Source organism: Nitrosococcus oceani ATCC 19707, from assembly GCF_000012805.1.
GTDB lineage: Bacteria > Pseudomonadota > Gammaproteobacteria > Nitrosococcales > Nitrosococcaceae > Nitrosococcus > Nitrosococcus oceani.
In genome coordinates, this window is the sequence record NC_007484.1 from 724,362 (window position 1) to 743,608 (window position 19,247).

Sequence of the window (19,247 nt, forward strand, 5' to 3'; positions counted from 1 at the left end):
GGCTAACGTGAACGATGAAGAAGAAAAAAAACAGGGCGAGGGCAAAGGTTTTGCGGGTCTGTCATCAATGGTGTCAGATGTTGATGACGTCGTAAGCAGTAAACCGAAACAGCCCCAGAAGCCCCACTCTGAACCGCCTCCAAAACAGACTGCCGGCGGTAGTCAGCAGCCGAAACAAACGTCAACCAAACCAACCTCGCAGACTTATCAGGCACCTGCACAACCATCGGGCGGCTCATCAGCGGGCAAGTGGTTTGTGGGAATTGCTGTGGTTATTGGCCTCATCTGGCTTGCTAACCAATCAGACAACAACAGGCCATCGAAGTCGGGTTATTCCCCAGGATCTTCTTCAACTTCCACAGCGCCGACCAGCCAACCAGTAATCGCGCAGCCCCAGGCGCCGAGTCGTCCATCTGAAAGCAAGCCTTCCGTTGGTCGAAACAATGTCCTTTCAACTGCGCAGATCCGCTACTGTTTGGCCGAGAAAATTCGGCTCGATGCAGCAGAGGTGGTTCTCAATAATTACAGCGATTCGGACGTGGATCGCTTTAATGGGTATGTGAACGACTATAACAGCCGTTGTGGTGAGTTCCGCTACCGCCAGGGCGCCCTTGAGAGCGCTCGAAGAGATGTCGATCCATACCGTAGTCAATTACAGGCCGAGGGGCGGAACAGATTTGTTCGTAGTCCTGCTACAACAGCGAACGCTCCGGCCTCTACTCAAGCATCTAAGCCCTCTCGCCCTACGCCAGACGCAACGGTGCTGGCTATTCAGCGTCGATTGAATGAGCTCGGGTATAACGCGGGTACGCCTGATGGTTTGTTCGGGAACAAAACACGGTCTGCAATTCAGGCTTTTCAACGGGATAACGCAGTGGCCACCGATGGCGTAGCTAGTCGTTCCCTTCTTTCTCAATTGAATGCTAGTACGCCGAGGGCTAGCGGACAATTCGATGGGCTCAATTCACTTAGTGGTAAAGCTGAGTTAAAGGGCGGATCAGCGCCAAACGTTGTTCGGCGTCCCGAACCAAGTAGGGACAGAGAAAATTTCGCGACATGTATATCCGGTGAGTACCCATCACTCTGCAAGCATTCGTTGCTGACTCGAGAGGAGGCCGTGCAAGTAGAAGCTGCAGAAAAGCGCGCGAACTTCGGTACTTGTATATCAGGTGAGTATCCATCGCTATGTAAACATTCATGGCTCACCAGAGAAGAAGCAGCTCAAGTGAACATTGCGGAAAAGAGAGCTAACTATCGGACATGTATCACCGGAGAGTATCCGTCTCTCTGCAAGCACTCCTTGTTGACTGGCGAAGAAGCAATACAAGTCCAAGTCGCAGAGCGGCGGGCTAATTTCAGAACATGCATATCTGGAGATTACCCGTCACTGTGCAAGCACTCTCTGCTCACACCAGATGAGGCCTTAAAGGTAGCGGAAGCGGAACGGCGAGCGAAAGGAAGATAGAGATATGCATCGAGAATTTCTTGCTGAACCGAGTTGGCGGGTTGGTCATCTGATCAATATTGGAGGGCAGATCAGATGACCAAAGCAATTTGTTTTAGCTGTGGTGCTGAAAAATTTGGTGCGCTAACCCAATGTGGGGCATGCAAATCAACACCCAGAGTAGAGGGTGATCTAGCTTTGTCCCTTGTTCTTTCTGATCATCTTTCGTCGGAAACGCAGTTGGAAGTATTGGCCCATGAAATCCGGAGTCATCTAAAACTCACTGTACCTGAAGCTCTTCTTCGTCAAGCACACGAAGCTCTTAAGGACCCTCAACTACTTGCAATGCTGGGAACTGGTCCTGGGAATGCAACTGATGGATCACAGGCGCGACCTACACCTCGAACTGCGCGGCCTGGATCACCACCGACGACCCGTTCATCGTCGAACCGACGCCAACGGAGTCTGCATCAATCAGAGCTTCAACAAAATCCCTTTGCGCTGCTCGGCGTTACCACTAGGGATGATCGGCGCCGGATTGTTGAGCTGGCAGAGGAAAAGTCACTGGAGCTGGATCATGACGCGTGCCAAAAGGCGCGCTCTGACCTTACCAGCCCGAGGATGAGGTTGAGTGCAGAAATGTCCTGGCTGCCCGGCGTCTCGCCAGGGAAGGCCGCACAGTTTGTTTCCGCGCTGCATTCTGACCCGATGTCGGTTCGTGAGGAGTCGGGCCTGCCGACTCTTGCTCACTTGAACCTCCTGGCGTCGGCATTTGAGGCTATAGACGGCAATGATTCAGCAGATGATGTCGCTGAATTTATCCAGGAGATGGCGTATCTGGTGGACGACCTCTCTGCGGAACAGGTGCTGCGCGATATCAACGAAGACCGTTCGGTATCTGGTTTTCCCGAAGTCAAGGGTATCGAACAGGTGGAGGCTGAGCTGTCCGAGCGAAAGCGCTATTACCGTAACGCAATCAAAGACGCTTTAAACAGGCTTCCGCCTGCTTCTCTTGTCGATGCCATGACTACTGCCGTCGACCAAATTACCGGTGGCGGAGAAGATCACGCACCGGAACTCATCGACGACCTGGTGGATAGCTATGCCGTTGAGACACAAGGATTCTTGCAGAAAGAAGCGGAGAGTGTAGAGAAGCTGATCAATGCAGCCAGGGACTCAGCTACGTCAGGTGAAAAGGTAGTAAAGCCGATTGTAGACAAGCTGGTGGTAGTCGCCAGGAATTGGGACAAGGTTGCACAACCAATTCAGCTTAGCGCAAAGGCAAGAGGAATCGATCACGATCCGAGCCATGAAATTGCCTATTCAATACGAAGCCTCGCGATTGATCTATTTAACGAGCATGACATGCTTGATCAATCGCAGAGACTTACTGAGCTGATTCAAGAGCTTTTTGCAGAGCTACCCGAAGTTGTAGAAAGGGTAGAGCAAGATTCAGAAGCGCTTGCCGATATTTTTCAGAACCGAAAAATGAATGAGGCGCAGAAAGATGAATGGGCCCGCGACATCACCTATCGAGCTGAAGTCGGGGTGATGTTCAAAGATGTATTAAGTATCTCGCCGGATGGGCTTAGTTGGAAAAACCAACGGTTTCCGTTAGATGCCGTTACCCGCGTGCGATGGGGAGCTGTGCGTCACTCTGTTAACGGCATACCTACCGGCACAACCTATACGCTCGCATTTGGCGACAATCGTTCAGAGGCAGTTGTCGAGCTAAAGAAGGAATCAACATACTCCACGTTTCTAGAGAAGCTGTGGAAGGCTGTCGTTATTCGATTACTGACAGAATTGTTTGAGACATTGCAAGGCGGAAACGAGGTCCGTTTCGGTGAAGCAACGCTCAGCGACGATGGAGTGACGTTGGTCAAACACAAATTTCTTGGGACCAATGAAAAAGTTCGTTGCTCGTGGGGGCAAGTTCATGTGTGGAGTGCTGACGGCTCTTTTTATATCGGTTCCAAGGACGACAAAAAGACCTACGTCGGCCTGTCTTACATCCATGCTGCCAATACGCACGTCCTGGAACAGGCGATCAGAATGGCTTTTAAAAAGCCAGGAATGCGGCGGTTAAGCGACATGCTTCAGTGAAATCTTGTATTGCGGCATATTGAGGATCGACTATGGGATTTATATCCAAATTATTTGGTGGTAACAAAGAGGACAAAGCACTTCGCGAAGCGTTTGAGCAGATACGACGCATCATTGAAGATGAGCAATTCCAGCTCGATATGATTCATCCTGCAATGAAGGCGATGATCGAGTCTCGACCTGCCTATGATCAGGATCCGAACGGTACTGGACCCTTTGGGTTTTCCGAGACCAACCCGATTCCCGTAAATGGTTCAATTGGCCAACTTGCCTATTTATCTAGTCGGCGCTGAAAAAGCCGGTTCTCAGGCTGCACGAGGTGGAGCAAGTAACAGGTATTGTATAAAAGCCGGTTGGATTTTGAGCCAAAAAATCCTCAGGTACCTGAGGATCAGCCGGAGATTCTGGCCGGCACCGCACAGGATGGCGTTGATTGCATCGCCCTCGACCCCTTTGAGATAATTGCGATGCAACAGGCCGTCGTTTTTCATGTGACCAATGATCGGCTCGATAGCGTTACGTCGTTTTAACTCACGTCGGATAGTGCGCGTGACGCCACGCTTTTGTCGAGCTTTGAATACGTCGACGTCGTCAACATCGTGACCGCGATAACCTAGATCCACATAACAACGCTCGGGCCGTTGTCCGGTTAATCGCTCAACCTGGTGCAAGGCTTTCTTCAGCGTATGACCATCGTAGGGACTGCCTGGCAGTGACTGTGCGCCCACCACCAGGTTGGAACGGTTGGTGGTGGCGATACTAACCTTGACACCAAACTCGTAGCGCTTGTGCGCCGTGCCTTTGGCAATGCACTCAACCTCCGGTGCGTGCAGCGCGTAGAGTTTATTTTTATCGTGACGTTGTTGATCGAGCAATCGTTTGGTTAATGCCATCGACTCTGCAAAGGCCGCTTGCACCGAGGCCGATTGCTTCGGCAATTTGCGCTCAATGTCCCGAACCACCCGCCCCAGCACGGTCTTCAGCTTCGCGGCGGTGCGGCGCATGCGGCGTGTCTGTCGCGCATAACCGTAGCGGTTGTTCTTGAACAAAAGTCGCGGGCCCACGCGCACGTAGCTTTGGCGCAACGGTACGCCGTGTGCTTTCGCCAAGCGTACCAGGCGCTCACGGGCCCGGTTGTACAGCTTCGAGTCGGTGGGGAACGCAATCGCTTTCTCCTGCACCGTCGTGTCAACCGTAACGCACTTTAAATCTCGTGCTTTCACCGCCTTCGACGCAATCGCTGCATCGATCGTCGCACTCAGTAACGATTCCATACCCTCGTCACCTAAACGCTGACGCCAACGTGTCAACGAACTCGGGTTCAATGGCAGCTCGTGTTGAAAATACCTTTCACCACAAAAGTATTGCCAGTACGGATTCTCTGCCCAGCGTTGCACCACCTGTTCATCGGACAAGCCGTAGGTGTGTTTCAAGTAGTGCAGACCCGCAATCAATCGGGTCGCGATGGCAGGACGACCGTTCTCACAAAATGCCTCACCCCACTGTGCATCAAAGAACTCCCAATCAATTAACGCTGCGAGTTTGGCCAGCTCATGGCGCGTATCAATGAGGTTTTCCAGGCGGTGACGAAACAGATCATCGGTGGGTAAATCGGGTGGCGTTTGAGGCTTCATTTTAGCTTCCGAAATTGCCAGCTTCGGATACGTATCTTACCATTCGCTGGCAATTTCTTCTCTACAAAATTACCTTATTCCTAAATACTTTCAGGGCCTTATGACTTCTTCAGCGCCGACTATCTAAGCTGGAAACAGAAAGGGGAGAGAGAATCCTATTTCATAGAATTGGTGCAGTGGATACGATTGACGTGTTCGAGGCTGTCACTTTCTCAGGAAGCGAGTGGTTCATCTTGTTTTTGGACCTATACCACCCCCGGCGTTCACGTCTAACGCCAGATGGATTTCGCTTTACACAGGAGGTCGGTCAGTTCTCTGGTTTCCATAAATTTTGCACTGACTTCCCGTATGACTTCGTGGAGATGAAGCAGTCAGAGAGCGAATCTGGATTGAGTATGGCGTATATCGCCATCAGCAAGTTTATGGAACCCATTCAGAACAGAGCATACCAACGACCACTTGCGCACAAGGCGAAGTTAGATCTAGTGAAGAGTCGCCTGACCAGTGTTCAGGCACAATAAGACCTGGATGATGCTCGTTTCGCCAATCGAGAGGAGCGCTGTTTGATGAGCCAGGTGATGGCATGACGAAGACGGCCACTCACAAATGGATCTTCCCTGCACGTTTTCGTGCAGGGGCCTATGGTTGGAAATCCTCCAAATTAGCGTGCCAGCGACTTCGCGAAGCCGTTTCCGAAATCAAGAAGGTGGCGAAGAAAGAACCTGATCTGGCTGCAGAAGGTGCCGTCCGCCTGATCGAAAAGCTCTGGCCTGCGCTGGAGCATGTGGACAGCTCCAGCGGCGCCCTGGGTTCTGCGGTGAACAAAGTACTCGACCAACTGCTTCCAGTCATCATCAATGCGCCGGCGGATCCCAATACACGCCAAAAATGGCTTGAACGCTTATGGCAGGCGATGGAGGATGATGGCGTCGACTACCTGGGGCCGGTGGGTGACCGCTGGGGAGAGGTGTGCGGTTCGGTGGAAAGCGCCAATCAGTGGGCCGAAGAATTGATGCCGACATTGAGGTCGTGTTGGGCCGACCCGAATCCCGGAAACTATTTTCATGGCGCAACGGCCTGCCTGTCCTGCCTGCTGGTGGCCGAACGCTATCAGGATCTGCTCGACCTCCTGGCGCTCGACCGTAAACCTTTCTGGCACTACCGTCGCTATGGTGTCGAGGCGTTATTGTCGATGGGCAAGAAGTCGGAAGCGCTGCAATACGCTGAGGGATCACGAGGCTTGAACCAACCGGATTCGGCGATTGATCAGGCCTGCGAAGAGATCCTGATTTCCTCGGGTCTCCATGATGAGGCCTATCGGCGCTATGGGCTGAGGGCGGCCCAGGGGAATTGGTATCTCGCCCAATTTCGTGCTGTGGCAAAGCGCTACCCCATGAAGGATGCGTCAGCGATTCTGGCCGACCTCATCGCCACGACCCCCGGAGATGAAGGAAAATGGTTTGCGACGGCAAAGGAGCTGGAGCTGTATGTACTCGCATTGGGCCTTGCGAACCGGAGTCCCTGTGATCCAAAAACACTGACCAGGGCGGCCAGGGATAACCTCGATTCGGCACCGGAATTTGCCCTGGGTTCAGCCCTGACCGCGTTGCGCTGGCTGAGTGAGGGTTGGGGTTACGAGGTGACCAACGTCGATGTGATGGAGGCCTATGACCGGGCAATGGACGCTGCCACCCGCTTGAATAAGGCTGACGACGTTACCGGGCAGATCCGGCAACTCGTTGAGGCGAACGACAATGGGGCGAGACAGTTTGTGCGCCAGGCATTGCAGGGAAGAATGCGCGTCGGTAGTGACGACAACGGCCCAGAGACATAACTCAGTAACAGAAACAGAACGTTGTTGGGGCATTTAAATAGGTAACATATATGCTACCATTGGCTTCACATGACAGAGGTTAGAGAATAACTCGACAGTGAGCGACACGATGGCTTTGACGAAAGATTTTAAGGACAGCATACAGGCACGCACCCAACGGGATCCGGCGTTTCGCAAGGCTCTGCTGCAGGAAGGGGTTGAGTGCCTGCTGGCCGATGATGTCGCCACCGGCAAGGCGGTGCTGCGTGACTACATCAACGCGACCATCGGGTTCGAGGAGCTGTCCCGGGTCTTCGGTAAATCGAGCAAGAGTCTCATGCGCATGTTCGGGCCGAAAGGTAACCCCCAGGCGAGTAACTTGTTCGCGGTGATCCATTATCTGCAGGAGCAGGAGGGCATACACCTGGAAGTCAAAGCCCGGAAGGTGGCCTAGTGTGCGTTGTGGCGATGCTCAATCTGCAAATTTTTCGAGTATTTTGAAGGATTTTCTGAGCATGGTATTTTTCATGGTATTACCGATTTTAAGGAAAATAAGCCATTGAAAATAAACGATAAAAATGTCTTATTGATAATCGAGTGGGAGTAGGGGGTACTCACGGATAGTCACTGGTCTTTGAACCTACCCTGAGCTGAGTCGCTCTGAGATTGCCACTCTAAGTTGAGTAATAAAGGCTCAACTATTCGAAGAGCTGCCATAAGAAAAGTCAGTGTCTAAGACGATATCCCGCGGTCGGCGTTCACGATGAATATGCGCGTCAGTTATGTCGCAAAAGGGGATTTACCGCCTAAGTAGTAAAATCTTTGCTGTTCTCCAGATGCTCATCGCCAGCGTTTACTTGGCCTGATTAAGCGGTAGGCGAATGCGCACACTGAGCCCGCCATTGGGTTCATTGCTTGCGGATATTACGCCACCGTGCAGGTGTATCGCGCGTTCCGCGATCGCTAATCCCAGGCCGTACCCCCCGCTCTCCCTGTCGCGGGCATCACCCACGCGCACGAAGGGTTCAAATAATTTCGTCAACATATCGTCCGGCACGCCGGGACCATGGTCTCGCACTTGAACAAGCAGCCAGCCGGGGTGCTCAGGGTCGTGCTGCAGGGTGATGTCTACCGAGGTATTCTCATCCGTATATCTGATTGCGTTGCGCACTACATTTTCCAGGGCGCTTCTCAGCAGGGGTTCGTTGGCCTCGATGGTTGCCGACAGGCTATTATTGATGGTGCGCACCTGGCGATTCGCGGCACGCGCCTCAAAATCCGCGTTCTCAGCGACTTCCGCCAGGAGGGCGGCTACATCAACCGGCTCTGAATGGGTGAGCTGGGTATTGGATTCCAGGCGCGTGAGTGATAAGAGTTGTCCGATCAATTCATTCAGACGTTCGGCTTCGTGCTCGATGCGATCCAGTTCGGCATTGGTCTGATGTTGTTGGCGTTGGCGTACGAGCCCCAATGCCACCTGCAGCCGAGCCAACGGTGAGCGAAGTTCATGTGAAACGTCGCTGAGCAACTGCTTTTGTGAGCCGATGAGAATTTGCAGGCGTTCGGCCATATGGTCGAAATCACGGGCGAGATCGGCGACTTCATCCCTGCGCCTACCCATGGTTGATGCGACCCGCAAACTGAGATTACCGGCAGCGAATTGATGGGTCGCATTGCTGAGTCGCCGTATAGGCCTGGTGAGATATCCAGCCAGGAGAAAGCAGACCAGCCCGCTGACAATCGCGGCCACGATGACGGGGGGCGCGATGACCCGCGGCCTGCTCAGCACTCTATTCAGGGTTACCGCCTGAAAGTTTGGCACCAGCAGGTATTCGCCGGCGCCGGGTACCTGAATCAGGTCACGGCGCCCAGGCGATCGCCTTTCATCCGTCGGACGCCGTGGCTTCCTCCTGCGATCTAAGCGTTCCGCGAGGTGGGATGATATGGGTCGATCAAGTAAATCCTTGCCTGCTCTATCGATCAATAAAAAGGGGATTGCCTCGGTTCGGTCCAGTTTTTTTAGCCACGACTTCAGTCCTTCAATTCCTTCGATTTTCGCAACTAACCGAGCCTCGTTAATATAGGTTAAATGCCGGTCGCGTGGACTTTCGATCTCATCCTGCGCGTGTGTGCGCTCCAGAAAGAGCGACGCTGCCAGCAGACCGGCGCCGGCGAACAGAATGAGGGAAATCCAGAAGGAGAGAAAAATTTTCCAGAAAAGGCGGTTCATCATCAACGTGTGTACTGGTAGCCAACACCACGAACGGTTTTGATTCTTTCCTCGCCGTTGGTAAGTGGTCCAAGCTTTTTGCGCAGACTGCTGAGGTGCATGTCGATACTGCGGTCATAGCGCGTCAGCTCCCTGCCCAGGGCGCGTTCTGATAACTCCGCCTTGGACACGACATGGCCGGCTTCACGCAGTAGCACTTCAAGCACACTGTACTCTGTGCTCGTCATGGTGACAGGCCGCCCATTCAGGGCAACCGTGCGCGACCCGGTTTGAACCTCGAGATCATCGAGTTTCAATATTTCCGGTGGCGCTGATTTTTCGCCGTGTTGTGTTTGTGATTGTAAACGCCGGAGTATGGCGCGGATGCGGGCGACCAGTACGCGCGGGTTACAAGGTTTTGGTAGATAGTCGTCAGCGCCCAGCTCAAGGCCGATAATGCTATCCACATCCTCGCCGCGGGCCGTCAGCATCAGCACCGGCACTAAAGAGTCTTTACGCAATTCGCGTAATACATCAAAGCCATTGAGCTGCGGCATCATCACATCGAGTACGGCCAGGTCGTAGCCGCCTGTCCGGGCCTGATTCAATGCGGACTCGCCGCCATGGGCCATACCCACCTGGAAGCCTTCGACTTCCAGGTATTGCTTTAGCATCCCGCACAACTCAATGTCATCATCCGCCAGCAGTATTCGGTTCATGGCATATTTCGGATCTTAATCAAAATACCTGTACTGATGTTGGCACAATAGGAGATATAAGTAATGACTCGTTTTTCAACAATTACCCATCTTTACACAATCTTACTCAGCTGCGACACACATTGACGCCGAAATTCACTAATCTGGCAGCATGCTTTGATTCACAGAGCATATCACTAACATAGATAGGAGATTAATTATGAAAAAGTCATCAAAAGCACTGTTGGCCAGTATGTTGATCGTGAGTTCATTGGGACTTGTTGCGACAGTGTCTGCCAAGCAGCACAGCGATAGGCCGGACTGTAAGCGCGATGGTCATCACATGGGGGCGGGTTATAAGCATGGCGACAAGGGATTTAACGTGGACCGCATGGCCAGAAAGCTGGACCTCGGAGATGACCAACGTACGCAGATTGAGGCCATTATGGAAGCATCAAAACAGCAGATGAGCGATCAACGCGACAAGATGCAAGCGAATCGCGAACAGCTGAGATCGCTGACGACGCAAAGTCCGCTTGATGAAGCGGCGGTGCGTACGGTCGCGGACGCTCAGGGCGATCTGGAGGCCGATATGATTGTGCTGCGAGCGCAGCAACGCGCGAAGATCAATGCTATTCTCACCGATGAGCAGCGCGCTGAGCTGGAAGACATGGGTGGCAAGAAACGCGGGCATCGCTGATTTTGCCAAAACCTACTACGTGGCGGTCCGTGCAGGACCGCCACCACAGGGGCATGTGACGAAAGATGAAGCTGACTTATAGCGACGTGATCCATATACCTAATATATCCACCGCACCTGCGCATAATCTGCACATTGTTTTTGTACAGTCTTCAGTAATGGCGCATAAGTACGCAGCGCCCTGGTATGATTGGCGGCAACGCAACCTGCTGCGAATCCATAGTGTTTCATCGTAAAGGCAGGATTAGACAGGACAGCGCATTCCTTGGTAATCAGTTAGGCCAGGTCGATACGCCGCGCATTCCAGGCGGGAAGGTGGAAAATGCCGCTGACGTATTCGGGCATGCTGCTTATTCCGTTCTTCGTCGCTGCTTCATTGACTCTCGATGATAAGGGGCTCTATGCGTCGCTGATCAGTGTCCTGAACATCACCGCCATGATAGCGCTTTTTGCCCAGTTTCCGCTGGTTGGGCGTGATGGCAACGCAGGGCAGTTCAATCCGCGCCTGGCCGAGTGCCGGCTCATTGTCGATGGCGGCTTGAGCCAGAAGATCGCAACCATCGCAGGAGCAGGCATTTCGATGAACTCCCTGTGAAGTGTTCGCCGCGAACTTGCCGATGGCTCGCTGGTCCGTGTCCTGCCCGACTATACGAGCGATGACCAGGCGGCCCTGTGGCTCGTCTATCCGAAATCGAATGTCCTGACGGCAAAATCAGGATCTTCATCGACTTCTTGATAGAGAGGATTGGGAAGTGCTTTATGCCGTGGAGTTTCTGACCAACCCCAGGTTGCGCGATGAAGTTGGCAATATTCGCCTGGTGCCGCCGGAAGAGCGTATCTATGGCAATGGCGCCTCCTGGAGCATGGCGGCCTTCACCCACCTACCGGTGGATGGTCGAGGCGGTTGCTTTAACCGGGATTTCGGCATCTATTACTGCGCCGCCGATAAGGTAGTGGCCATCGCCGAATCATCCTTCCATCGGGCACGATTCCTACGAGAATCCAGAATCGACAGGACCACCCAGGAAATGCGCGTTATCCGCGCACAACTGGGACCTGTCATCTTGCATGACGTGCGGCACCTGGACGGAGACGCCATCTACGATCCCAATGATTACCGAGAGGGACAGCAGCTCGGCTATGGGTTACGTGATGCCAAAAGTTACGGCGTTCGCTATCGCAGCGTGAGAGCGAAAGGGGAGTGTTATGGGGTGATGCGTCCCAAGGCGCTTTCGGATGCCATTCACTGGCATTATCTGCGCTATCACTATGACCAGGGGATGATCGTTGAGGTTGAATCCCTGGATGGCAGTGGCAGAGGGTAATGGCAATGTATAACGAACTACTGTGGATATTCACCCAACTCCCGGACGATTACGTCGTTCTCGACACCGAAACCACCGGACTCCCTGAGGAAAACGGCCTGCCTGATATCGTCACTTTAGGGCTAACAGCGGTTAAAAATCGGGAGATTTCAGAATCCGTAGAGTTTGAAACGCGACTGCAAAGACGCATTTTAGAAGAAGCGCAATCAATACACGGTATTACTAACATACAGACTGCCAGGTTTGAATCGTTTGATTCCCGGTGGCACCAGATTACCGATTACCTGAAAGATGAAAGATCAACTCATCGTCATTCACAATGCCAGTTTTAACTGGCCCATCCTGCTTGATCATGTTGTGCGATACCATCTAAATATGCCGTCTATCAAAGGTGTATTTTGTAGTCAGAAAGCGATTATTCCTTGGGTGCAGGCCATGAATCTCCAGTGCGGCCACAGAGGTCCGTCGTTAGGTACGTTGACGAAAGTGTTGGGCGTTGAAGATCTCCGGGGCAAAGAGGGTGGAATTCATGGGGCGGAGATTGATAGCCAGCAGACTGCGAAGGTAGTTGAAGTGATAAGGCGTAGTGGGAACGGATTACGCATCAAATTACACTCTCCGGCACCTAAAACAGCCACACGTGACAATTTAATCGAGGGTAAATTTATTTAATGCGGATCACAGCAACACACCTTGCCGAATGGTCAGATCAGCGGGTTGCGCAGGGAATGCTCCCTATCATGGTGCGAAGATTGATCAATACTACTGCCCAGATTAAATCTATCGCTATGCCTGGTGGTGAGTCCGTGGGCGAACCCGGATGGGATGGCGTCTTGAGTGTAGCGGTTGGTAATCCATGGGTGCCGGATGGAGCCAGCTGTTGGGAGCTTGGCACATCAGCAGACCCTGCCCGAAAAGCAAGGGATGATTTTAAAAAGCGGGTAACCGAGCTATCTGCCGAGCATGCAGCACAAACAACTTATGTTTTTGTTACCTCTAGGCGGTGGCGTGAAAAGGGGAAATGGCAAGAAAAGGCGCGAAATCAGAACGTCTGGGCTGATGTTTTAGTGTGGGACGCTGACGACCTAGAAGCTTGGCTGGAAACATCGGCAACCACCTCCCTATGGATGGCATCTCAAATTGGTATCGCGGGGCCCGGAATCGATTCAATAGAAACCTATTGGGATCACTGGCATAGGCAGCCCAGCCCCATCTTGACTTCAACAGCTTTGCTGGTAGGGCGCGAAAAAGCGCGCGATGAGTTGTTAAAGCTTATCGATCAGCGTGATCCCTTGATTGCTGTGATGGCTGATAGTCAGTCGGAAGCTGTTGGATTTGCAGGTAGCCAATTAATTGAAAGTGATTATTCTCAACGGGCTGTTTGTGTGACATCGATGAAGGGATGGCAGTATGTCGATGCTAATCCCGGTGTGGAACTAGTCATCGTTGCCAATAATCAGCTTGCAAGTAACCGTGCTCCGCGCGAGGGAATGAGCTTGATCATTCCACTAGCGGTTGGGGATGAAGCTTTCAACCTCATCGGGACGGCAGCAAAGGCAGCCGATCAGAAAGTTATCGAGTTGAGTCGGCCCAAGCCTGGCGAGTTTGAGCAGGCACTATTAGAGTTTGGCATCGCGCCTTCGGATGCTGCCCGTTACACCGGGACTCTTGGAAGATCTTGGACGGTTTTTCGTCGTATGAATGCGTTGAATCCTGCCGTGAGAAAACCCGAATGGATAGATGGACCTAATGCTACCAGCCTCCACGTCCTAACATTGGTTGGAGCATGGAGCGGTGAATCGCAAGGTGATAAAGCTTGTATAGAACAGGTTGCTAACAGGCCCTATGAAGAAGTTGAGGCTGAGCTTTTGGAGCTTGTATTACTTGATGATGCCCCTGTATTGAAAATAGGGAATCTCTGGAAGGCCAAAGCACCTCTGGAACTACTGAATTTAGTAGGTCCAAAACTGACGGGAGCAGTTCTATCGAGATTTTTCCAAGTAGCAAGGGCAGTTTTCGAAGAGCCAGACCCTGTTTTGGAGTTAGAAGATGATAAACGCTGGATGGCAACTATTTATGGAAAAGTTCGTGAGCATTCCGGCGTCGTTTTAGATGCCATGGCAGATTCTATCGCAAAGCTGGGCTATTTTGCGGACGCTAGTCCGAATGCCGGTAATGTGGGGCGAGAGGTCAGAGCGTTTATCAGGCAATTGTTGTCGAATGCTAGCGAAGACCGTTGGTTATCCGTCTCTCAGTACCTCAGATCATTTGCAGAAGCCGCACCAGATGAATATTTATCCACGATTCAGGAAAGCTTGGATGCTCCTGAAAAACCCGTAATTCGGCTAATCGCGGAAACCCAGTCATCGGGTGTCTTTGGTCGTTGCTGGCATGCTAACCTGCTCTGGTCACTTGAGATACTGGCTTGGTATCCGCAGCGTCTAATGAAGGTCGCTGAAATTTTGGCCAAACTATCTGAAACGGAAGTGAAAGGTAACTGGGGTAATACACCTTTCAATTCGTTAATTTCACTCTTTCGTCCATGGTTACCACAGACTGCCGCAACGGTTGATCATCGAATCCGTGTGGTTCGGAATATCGTTGACCAATATCCGCAAATCGGCTGGCGCTTACTCTTGGCACTAGCGCCCAACCATCATGATTTTGCGTCAGCAAATGCAAAACCCCGTTGGCGTGAGGATGATGCAGGAGCCGAAGGGGGCGTCACGCATGGTGAGCATCGTCATTTCGTCTTAACAATTTCGAGTCTGTTACTTGATCAATCCCGAGGAGATGCCGCACGCATAGCTGAACTCGTCCCAATGATTGACCGTCTAGGTATCGAATTCCGTGAGGGAGTCATAGCTCTGGTCAATGCCTCATTGGAATTTGAGGACGAGGACAAAGAGCAGATTCGGTCAGCAATTAGGAGACATCTCCATTGGAAAAATTCCTTTAATCTGTCCGGGGAAAGGCATGATCGCTACGCTGCTGACGCTTTGAGGCCAGCTTTTGATTCCCTTGCTGCTGACGATTTAGTGATACGCCACGCATGGCTTTTTTCTAATGGCTGGGTTGATTTGCCAGATGGACGAGAGGATGACTACGAGGAGACCAATCGAGCTAGGGAAGATCTACGCGCTACAGCAGTTCGGGAGATTTTCAATCTACAAGGTTGGCAAGGTATCAATCAGCTTGTTAATCGAAGTGGCGATCCAAGGCTTATCGGCTGGGAACTGGTCAGCGACCCTTTTGGCCGGAAAGAATTAATAGAGTGGTTATGTCATCGCTATTTGAATTTAGCCGAGTACTCGTTGGACTCTTTGACGTCGGGTGTACTGCACGCTGTAACAGAAACGGAATGCCGCGAATTTTTGGTGTTAGTCATTGCTGAGTTGGAGCGAAGAAATGCTCAATCATCCGCAATTGCGGGGTTGATGTCCAATGCTCGCCAAAGAATGTGGGTATGGTGCCTCATCGAGGAACAAGCGCCAGAGATTCGCGAGCAATTTTGGAAGATTGCTCGACCATACTACGTTCGAGCAGAAGGTGATGATCTGATATTTTGCATTGAAAAGTTGCTGTCGGCGAATAGGCCAAGAGCTGCGTTTGAGGCTTTGGGTAATCGGGCTGCTGATGTGCCCAGTTCGTTATTGACTAAAATTCTGGAAGGTATTGGCGCTAGCCAGGAAAAAGACGCACCACTTCCACAGCCATGGAATATCTCCCGACTGTTTACAGCACTTTCCCAAGCAGGGCAATTATCCCAATCTGAATTGGCTAGCCTTGAATTCGTCTACTATAAAATCTTGCATAGGGAAGAATATGGAACCCCAAACCTGTTCGCGGAAATATTGAATTCGCCAGAGTCCTTTATTGAACTGATATGCTTAGTATATAAGCCTCGGAATTCTGAATCTGAACCGATACCGGAAAGCATGCAAGGCACAGCCCAGACTGCCGGTTCTTTGCTCCACAATGGGCGTGGAATCCCGGGAAGAGACTCCAATGGAGTAATTGATCCAAAAATATTTTTTGGATGGGTTAAGAAAGCTCGTGAGCTAGCAAATGAAAAAGACAGGTTAGCCGTAACGGACTTAACAATAGGCACTTGGCTCTCCGACTGGCCGTGTAATAAGAACCTGGAGTTTTGGCCTGATAAAGTTATTGCAGAGCTGTTAGATCGAGATGACTGTGAGGACATCAGGCGAGGATTCAGTATAGGGGTGCAGAATAGTAAAGGTGTTAGCTCACGGAATCCTTATGATGGCGGAAATCAGGAACGCGAAATTGCTAATAAGTTTAAAGCATTTGCCGCCACTTGGGGTGACGAAAAAACGAATCTCTCGGCGATGATCGAAGATATCGCAAAGTCATTTGAACACCAAGCTCGGAGTCATGATGACGACGCACTTTGGACACAGGAATCATAGCTGTAATTTGGTCTGCTGAGTCAATCTAAATTAACTACTTGTTCATTAAGTCTATTCAGTTCAATTCACTAAGCATACCCACCTGAAGAATCGTTTTCTCCTTCCTAGTTGAAAATTTGATAATAGGGAACGGTAGTTATTCTGATGACAGATAAATGTGCATAAAATTTCAAGAAGCACCCCACCCACCGAATAGATTTCCCATCGTCCCTCGCACCTAATTCTCGCACTATGCCCCGTAACAACTCACGGGAGATGCAGTGCCATGAAACGCCAATTCTGGCCATTGACCTTTCTGATTCTCGCTTTGTCCGTCGCGCCGGCAGCGTTTGCTGATGCAGATGCGGAGCGCGAGGTGTTGGCGAAAATCATCCATGAGCTTAATGCCCTTGACCCGCTAATCAAGCGCACCGAGGCCAACGCTGATCAGGATTCCCACATCCGTCTTCGTTATGACTGGCTGCATCAGGACCTGAAGCAGATAAGAGACGGCATCCAGTCACACATCAATTTTCCCCGCGCTCAGCCACGCTCATTTCTGCCACTGCGCGGCGATTACCGCCGATAGGTCTCGATCATGACCGCCGCACAACACAACTGCATTCCAGGCTGGTTCCGGCATTACCCTAGGCACCAGGCTGACCGCTATCGCGTCGATGGTTCTGGTGTTGGCGTTTGTCTGGGTGATCTGGGTGGCGTTAGGCACTTTTCGCGCTTGGCAGAAAGGGCAGGACACGGTCTTCGATCTGACCTAGAGCACCCTGCGGGCAAGTATTGTTTTGATGGTTTTGGGTTTCTATTTGCGATGAGTCAATCGAGAAAGTCCGGCAAGGGTAAACGGCGCTACATTGCAGTGGGATGCGGGGATAGACTCTATTTTTATCAGCGTTATAGAAGAGGGCATTTGTTGTGGGTACATCAAATTCAATGCGAAAACCGCTGCCATCTGCAAGCAGCTATTGGCAGCGGCTGTGGTGTTTTTCCCACTGCCGCTCTGGGCGGCGTTGCCGACGCCGGGAGAAGATGGTAAGTGGTTCGCAACGGCCAAGGAACTCGAACTTTATAATCTGGCATTACAGCGTCGGAGTTTGCCCCGGGGTCTGCCATATCAGCGCTGCGTTGGTTGAGTGAAGGGTGGGGCTACGAGGTGACGAGCGTCGATGTGGTGGAAGCTTATGACCAGGCGATGGACGCTGCGGCCAGGTTGAATAACATTGACGAGGTGACCAATCGGATTCGGTAACTCGTCAAGGCGGGTGACAATGTAGCGACACGGTTTGTTCGACAGGTTTTGCAGGGACGAATGCGAGCAACTCGGGCCGGCAATTCCACTGGTGACGACAGCAGTCCATCGGATGGAGCAAGGTAACTTCTCTAATGTGAAAGGTATTGGCGCCGGCGTCAATGAATACCGAATTGGTTTTGGTCCTGGTTATCGGATCTACTTCGGCAAGGACGGGGATCGGTTGGTGATATTGCTCGCGGGAGGTACCAAGAAGCGCCAGGACGCAGACGTTGCTGCCGCAAAAGGGCATTGGCGCGACTATAAGCGCCGGAAACGGAAAGAGGTGACATGATGGCTTTGACGAAAGATTTTAAGGACACCATACAGGCACGTGCCCAGCGGGATTCTGCCTTTCGTAAGGCCCTGCTGCAAGGAGGGGTCGAATGCCTGCTTGCCGGTGATGTCGATACCGGCAAGGCTGTTGCGCGACTATATCAACGCGACAATCGGGTTTGAAGAACTCTCTCGGGTCTTCGACAAGTCGAGCAAGAGCCTCATGCGCATGTTCGGGCCGAAAGGAAATCCTCAGGCGAGCAATCTGTTTGCGATGATCCATTACCTGCAGGAGCAGGAGGGCATACACCTAGAAGTCAAAGCCCGGAAAGTGGCCTAGGGGGTAGCTGTATGGCAGTGTCCAATCGGCAATTTTTCCAGGCATTTGGAAAGATTCTCTGAGCATGGTATTTTTCATGGTATTATCGCCTGCACCAAAAAGTAAGCCATACTATCTAGCTAATCAGCTGGTATCGAAACGTTCTCACGAATCTCAGGGAAAATCCCGATCAGCCCCGTAAAGCCTTTGACGAGGCGGCCCTGCAAAAGCTTGCCGACTCCATAGAACAACACGGATTAATTCAGTCTATCACCGTTGCATCAGATCCGGGGAATGAAGAGGGTTACATGGTGGTAGCTGGCGAGCGCCGATTCCGTGCTTTTAAGCAGCTTGGGCGAGAGACCATCCCGGCCATTGTTACTCAGGGGAATCGTGATGAGATCGCTTTAATCGAAAATCTTCAACGCGAAAACCTCAACCCACTTGAAGAAGCAGAAGCGTTAGCATAAATTATGAGCCGCCATGCGTACACTCAAAATGAAGTAAGTAAGGTCATCGGCAAAGCCAGAAATACGGTGAATGAGCTTTTGTGCCTCAACACGCTGCCTCAAGGCATTAAAGAGGAGTATCGGAGTTGGACGTCCGACTCCAAGATAGAGAGCAGGGGTAATACTGCTCTTCGAGCTTAGAAAGTCTAATTGTGTAGCGATCATCATTCTATGTCCACGTTATTCCTTGCCTGAATGATCGCGAGCTGCCCCCGTTCTTTGTGGTAACGGGGGTAGAGAAAATTTGCTAGCTGGTTTTTTCCTCTCTCTGTTTTTCGAGTCGGCACCCAACACAGCCCCCACGGTCTGGAGGGATCTGTACTTCATAAGAATGAAATCCTTTCGGCGAAAAGTATGGAACGGAATGAGCAGCTCGAACAACCGTTATCCGACTTACTAAGGAAAACCCCTTCACCCCAAGACGAGGTTTTGATGGAGAATCACTAAAACTAGGGTTTTAGTAACTTTGATTTGAAGATTGTGGAATACCGGTGTTTTT

General features: G+C 51.6%; 21 protein-coding genes. 17 read left to right on the forward strand and 4 right to left on the reverse strand.

What is annotated here, in order from left to right:
- Window positions 1-7 precede the first annotated feature (7 nt).
- The 3 genes from NOC_RS16405 (at window position 8) to NOC_RS03700 (ending at window position 3,843) form a co-directional block, all read left to right on the forward strand.
- Complete coding sequence (locus NOC_RS16405) at window positions 8-1,465, forward strand: peptidoglycan-binding domain-containing protein (RefSeq protein ID WP_168023434.1); 1,458 nt, start codon at window positions 8-10, stop codon at window positions 1,463-1,465.
- A 75-nt stretch (window positions 1,466-1,540) separates the two neighbouring features.
- Window positions 1,541-3,550, forward strand: a complete 2,010-nt coding sequence (locus tag NOC_RS03695) for a hypothetical protein (RefSeq protein ID WP_011330434.1) — start codon at window positions 1,541-1,543, stop codon at window positions 3,548-3,550.
- A gap of 32 nt (window positions 3,551-3,582) precedes the next feature.
- A complete protein-coding gene (locus NOC_RS03700) occupies window positions 3,583-3,843 on the forward strand; it encodes a hypothetical protein (protein ID WP_011330435.1) in 261 nt (86 codons plus the stop codon).
- A gap of 12 nt (window positions 3,844-3,855) precedes the next feature.
- On the opposite strand, the gene NOC_RS03705 is transcribed toward NOC_RS03700, so the two are convergent.
- Window positions 3,856-5,184, reverse strand: coding sequence for an IS5-like element ISNoc2 family transposase (locus NOC_RS03705; RefSeq protein WP_011330436.1), 1,329 nt, complete (start codon window positions 5,182-5,184; stop codon window positions 3,856-3,858).
- A gap of 583 nt (window positions 5,185-5,767) precedes the next feature.
- On the opposite strand from NOC_RS03705, the gene NOC_RS03715 reads away from it, so the two are divergent.
- Both NOC_RS03715 and NOC_RS03720 read left to right on the forward strand, forming a co-directional pair.
- Window positions 5,768-7,018, forward strand: coding sequence for a hypothetical protein (locus NOC_RS03715; RefSeq protein WP_011330437.1), 1,251 nt, complete (start codon window positions 5,768-5,770; stop codon window positions 7,016-7,018).
- Window positions 7,019-7,115: 97 nt separating this feature from the next.
- Window positions 7,116-7,451: a DNA-binding protein gene (locus tag NOC_RS03720; protein WP_244860026.1), complete on the forward strand. Its 336-nt coding sequence runs from the start codon at window positions 7,116-7,118 to the stop codon at window positions 7,449-7,451.
- A 399-nt stretch (window positions 7,452-7,850) separates the two neighbouring features.
- Here NOC_RS03720 and NOC_RS03725 read toward each other — a convergent pair whose 3' ends face one another.
- Together NOC_RS03725 and NOC_RS03730 are read right to left on the reverse strand one after the other, a co-directional pair.
- Window positions 7,851-9,230 carry an ATP-binding protein gene (locus tag NOC_RS03725; protein ID WP_011330439.1) on the reverse strand — a complete coding sequence of 460 codons (1,380 nt, stop codon included), beginning with the start codon at window positions 9,228-9,230 and terminating at the stop codon, window positions 7,851-7,853.
- Window positions 9,230-9,925 (reverse strand): response regulator, encoded by a 696-nt coding sequence (locus NOC_RS03730; RefSeq protein WP_011330440.1) that lies wholly within the window; start codon window positions 9,923-9,925, stop codon window positions 9,230-9,232. Before NOC_RS03730 ends, NOC_RS03725 begins: the two co-directional genes overlap by 1 nt.
- Before the next feature lie 199 nt (window positions 9,926-10,124).
- Here NOC_RS03730 and NOC_RS03735 point away from each other — a divergent pair, with 199 nt between their 5' ends.
- The 12 genes from NOC_RS03735 (at window position 10,125) to NOC_RS18075 (ending at window position 18,709) form a co-directional block, all read left to right on the forward strand.
- A complete protein-coding gene (locus tag NOC_RS03735) occupies window positions 10,125-10,604 on the forward strand; it encodes a Spy/CpxP family protein refolding chaperone (RefSeq protein ID WP_011330441.1) in 480 nt (159 codons plus the stop codon).
- A gap of 322 nt (window positions 10,605-10,926) precedes the next feature.
- Window positions 10,927-11,199 (forward strand): hypothetical protein, encoded by a 273-nt coding sequence (locus tag NOC_RS17820; RefSeq protein WP_011330442.1) that lies wholly within the window; start codon window positions 10,927-10,929, stop codon window positions 11,197-11,199.
- 157 nt (window positions 11,200-11,356) lie between these two features.
- Window positions 11,357-11,929, forward strand: coding sequence for an RES family NAD+ phosphorylase (locus NOC_RS03745; protein WP_011330443.1), 573 nt, complete (start codon window positions 11,357-11,359; stop codon window positions 11,927-11,929).
- A 5-nt stretch (window positions 11,930-11,934) separates the two neighbouring features.
- Complete coding sequence (locus NOC_RS18055) at window positions 11,935-12,261, forward strand: 3'-5' exonuclease (RefSeq protein ID WP_244860027.1); 327 nt, start codon at window positions 11,935-11,937, stop codon at window positions 12,259-12,261.
- A gap of 43 nt (window positions 12,262-12,304) precedes the next feature.
- The gene (locus tag NOC_RS18060; protein WP_244860029.1) at window positions 12,305-12,601 is read left to right on the forward strand and encodes a hypothetical protein; all 297 of its coding nucleotides are present in this window, start codon (window positions 12,305-12,307) and stop codon (window positions 12,599-12,601) included.
- Window positions 12,601-16,362, forward strand: a complete 3,762-nt coding sequence (locus tag NOC_RS03755) for a hypothetical protein (RefSeq protein WP_011330445.1) — start codon at window positions 12,601-12,603, stop codon at window positions 16,360-16,362. The genes NOC_RS18060 and NOC_RS03755 overlap by 1 nt, the downstream gene beginning before the upstream one ends.
- Window positions 16,363-16,627: 265 nt before the next feature.
- Window positions 16,628-16,930, forward strand: coding sequence for an RAQPRD family integrative conjugative element protein (locus tag NOC_RS03760; protein WP_011330446.1), 303 nt, complete (start codon window positions 16,628-16,630; stop codon window positions 16,928-16,930).
- A 9-nt stretch (window positions 16,931-16,939) separates the two neighbouring features.
- A complete protein-coding gene (locus NOC_RS18540) occupies window positions 16,940-17,392 on the forward strand; it encodes a hypothetical protein (RefSeq protein ID WP_425311384.1) in 453 nt (150 codons plus the stop codon).
- A 247-nt stretch (window positions 17,393-17,639) separates the two neighbouring features.
- Window positions 17,640-17,939, forward strand: coding sequence for a type II toxin-antitoxin system RelE/ParE family toxin (locus NOC_RS03770; RefSeq protein WP_011330448.1), 300 nt, complete (start codon window positions 17,640-17,642; stop codon window positions 17,937-17,939).
- A complete protein-coding gene (locus tag NOC_RS18065; RefSeq protein ID WP_244860032.1) occupies window positions 17,936-18,103 on the forward strand; it encodes a hypothetical protein in 168 nt (55 codons plus the stop codon). The genes NOC_RS03770 and NOC_RS18065 overlap by 4 nt, the downstream gene beginning before the upstream one ends.
- Window positions 18,069-18,260 (forward strand): hypothetical protein, encoded by a 192-nt coding sequence (locus NOC_RS18070; RefSeq protein WP_244860034.1) that lies wholly within the window; start codon window positions 18,069-18,071, stop codon window positions 18,258-18,260. Before NOC_RS18065 ends, NOC_RS18070 begins: the two co-directional genes overlap by 35 nt.
- Before the next feature lie 122 nt (window positions 18,261-18,382).
- A complete protein-coding gene (locus tag NOC_RS18075) occupies window positions 18,383-18,709 on the forward strand; it encodes a ParB/RepB/Spo0J family partition protein (RefSeq protein WP_261771972.1) in 327 nt (108 codons plus the stop codon).
- Here the strand turns inward: NOC_RS18075 and NOC_RS18080 are convergent.
- Window positions 18,701-18,916: a hypothetical protein gene (locus NOC_RS18080; RefSeq protein ID WP_244860036.1), complete on the reverse strand. Its 216-nt coding sequence runs from the start codon at window positions 18,914-18,916 to the stop codon at window positions 18,701-18,703. The genes NOC_RS18075 and NOC_RS18080 overlap by 9 nt on opposite strands.
- Between the last annotated feature and the right edge of the window lie 331 nt (window positions 18,917-19,247).

Coding starts and splice junctions, on each gene's coding strand:
- NOC_RS03695 (WP_011330434.1), top strand. CDS start 1,541: ATGACCAAAGCAATTTGTTTTAGCTGTGGTGCTGAAAAATTTGGTGCG.
- NOC_RS03700 (WP_011330435.1), top strand. CDS start 3,583: ATGGGATTTATATCCAAATTATTTGGTGGTAACAAAGAGGACAAAGCA.
- NOC_RS03705 (WP_011330436.1), bottom strand. CDS start 5,184: ATGAAGCCTCAAACGCCACCCGATTTACCCACCGATGATCTGTTTCGT.
- NOC_RS03715 (WP_011330437.1), top strand. CDS start 5,768: ATGACGAAGACGGCCACTCACAAATGGATCTTCCCTGCACGTTTTCGT.
- NOC_RS03725 (WP_011330439.1), bottom strand. CDS start 9,230: ATGATGAACCGCCTTTTCTGGAAAATTTTTCTCTCCTTCTGGATTTCC.
- NOC_RS03730 (WP_011330440.1), bottom strand. CDS start 9,925: ATGAACCGAATACTGCTGGCGGATGATGACATTGAGTTGTGCGGGATG.
- NOC_RS03735 (WP_011330441.1), top strand. CDS start 10,125: ATGAAAAAGTCATCAAAAGCACTGTTGGCCAGTATGTTGATCGTGAGT.
- NOC_RS17820 (WP_011330442.1), top strand. CDS start 10,927: ATGCCGCTGACGTATTCGGGCATGCTGCTTATTCCGTTCTTCGTCGCT.
- NOC_RS18055 (WP_244860027.1), top strand. CDS start 11,935: ATGTATAACGAACTACTGTGGATATTCACCCAACTCCCGGACGATTAC.
- NOC_RS18060 (WP_244860029.1), top strand. CDS start 12,305: ATGCCGTCTATCAAAGGTGTATTTTGTAGTCAGAAAGCGATTATTCCT.
- NOC_RS03755 (WP_011330445.1), top strand. CDS start 12,601: ATGCGGATCACAGCAACACACCTTGCCGAATGGTCAGATCAGCGGGTT.
- NOC_RS03760 (WP_011330446.1), top strand. CDS start 16,628: ATGAAACGCCAATTCTGGCCATTGACCTTTCTGATTCTCGCTTTGTCC.
- NOC_RS18540 (WP_425311384.1), top strand. CDS start 16,940: ATGACCGCCGCACAACACAACTGCATTCCAGGCTGGTTCCGGCATTAC.
- NOC_RS18065 (WP_244860032.1), top strand. CDS start 17,936: ATGATGGCTTTGACGAAAGATTTTAAGGACACCATACAGGCACGTGCC.
- NOC_RS18080 (WP_244860036.1), bottom strand. CDS start 18,916: ATGATGATCGCTACACAATTAGACTTTCTAAGCTCGAAGAGCAGTATT.